Source organism: Thiocystis violacea (assembly GCF_016583565.1).
GTDB classification, from domain to species: domain Bacteria; phylum Pseudomonadota; class Gammaproteobacteria; order Chromatiales; family Chromatiaceae; genus Thiorhodococcus; species Thiorhodococcus violaceus_A.
On sequence record NZ_NRRF01000185.1, the window covers coordinates 1 to 1,676 of the forward strand.

Annotated in this window: 1 protein-coding gene and 1 CRISPR repeat array; the gene reads left to right on the forward strand. The window is 62.1% G+C overall.

The window, feature by feature from the left end; translation table 11 throughout:
• Positions 1-279: 279 nt before the first annotated feature.
• Positions 280-570 carry a CRISPR-associated endonuclease Cas2 gene (gene cas2, locus CKO23_RS24590; protein WP_200336130.1) on the forward strand — a complete coding sequence of 97 codons (291 nt, stop codon included), beginning with the start codon at positions 280-282 and terminating at the stop codon, positions 568-570.
• 179 nt (positions 571-749) lie between these two features.
• Positions 750-1,503: direct repeats of the CRISPR family, unit length 37 nt; unit sequence GCATCGCCCGGCTAATCAGCCGGGCGCGGATTGAAAC.
• Positions 1,504-1,676: the final 173 nt, after the last annotated feature.

Here is a 1,676-nt window from a genome sequence, read left to right on the forward strand (position 1 = left end):
TTCAGGGTCCAACGGGTGTGCGACATGTGTTGTGCAGCGAGCGCTCAATCGAGGAGCCGGATGCGGTAGTCCCGCACGTCCGGATCTGTGGGAGCCGCGGGTGCGTAAGCACCCGCGGCCACCCGGTACCGGTAGGGTGGACGAGCGAGAGCGAAGTCCACCGAACCCCGCGCCGTTGTTGGTGGACTGCGCTGCGCTTGTCCACCCTACCGAAGAAGACTGGTCCGAAGGATGATCGACGCCGGCGTCGAACCAACACCATGCACCAAGGATCACCCAATGCTGATCATCGCCACCTACGATGTCTCCACGGAAACCCCCGAAGGCCGCCGACGTCTGCGCCGCGTCGCCAAGGTCTGCGAGCGCGTCGGCCAGCGGGTACAGAAATCCGTGTTCGAGTGCGAGATCGACCAGATGCAATTCGAGGCGCTGGAGCGCGAACTTCTAGCCGAGATCGACCTGGAGAAAGACAACCTGCGCTTCTACCGCATCACCGAGCCGCGCGGGCTCCGCGTCAAACAGCATGGTGTCTTCCGCTCCATCGATTTCGACGGCCCCCTGCTGGTATGACGCGCGAACTCCGAGTGACGGCGAAATCCCGGGAGGTTCGCGCCGCATCTAAGTCGCTGATTCCTATCGATAGCGATTGGCAACCGCCGCCGATCCCACACCACTCCAGTTGCGTCCGCCGACCGGTTCGCGCAACATCGCCTTGCTACGTCGCTGAATCAAGAGGTTACAGCGGCGGAGCATCGCCCGGCTAATCAGCCGGGCGCGGATTGAAACTTCTCGGCTCGACTCTACGGCAGCCGCTCGCGCAAGGCATCGCCCGGCTAATCAGCCGGGCGCGGATTGAAACTTCTCGGCTCGACTCTACGGCAGCCGCTCGCGCAAGGCATCGCCCGGCTAATCAGCCGGGCGCGGATTGAAACCGTGGTAACAGGCTTAGCCATCGTCGCCCACGAACGCATCGCCCGGCTAATCAGCCGGGCGCGGATTGAAACCATCAGCAGATCCTGGTCGTCCACCAGCCCCTTGGCATCGCCCGGCTAATCAGCCGGGCGCGGATTGAAACGGTATCACAGCCCTCATTGGTCACCGTGATGGGGGCATCGCCCGGCTAATCAGCCGGGCGCGGATTGAAACTTGCAACTTCGCGGCGATCGCCTCGCGGATCTTGGCATCGCCCGGCTAATCAGCCGGGCGCGGATTGAAACACTCCTGCCATAGCACCTACTCCTCTTTCGCGGTGCATCGCCCGGCTAATCAGCCGGGCGCGGATTGAAACACCCACGGCGAAAATCCGCCGCTTCCGCGAGCCATGCATCGCCCGGCTAATCAGCCGGGCGCGGATTGAAACTCTCGAACTGGCGCAAGGAGGCTGATGCCGCCTATGCATCGCCCGGCTAATCAGCCGGGCGCGGATTGAAACCCGCCAAGCTCGCGGCCTTGCTCGACAACGTCGGGCATCGCCCGGCTAATCAGCCGGGCGCGGATTGAAACTGTAGGGGCGCCCGCCGCCGACATAGATGTCCTTGCATCGCCCGGCTATAGCCATTTAATATGGTATCCAGACGCGCTTATTAAGCGGCATATTGGGTTTCCGGAAGGTGAAAAAACGATATTATGCGTTCTGCGCGACCCTTCAAAGACTTTAAAGCGGAATACAGACGACT

Bases quoted from the DNA above. Each gene is read 5' to 3' on its own strand.
- cas2 (WP_200336130.1), top strand. From the start codon at position 280: ATGCTGATCATCGCCACCTACGATGTCTCCACGGAAACCCCCGAAGGC.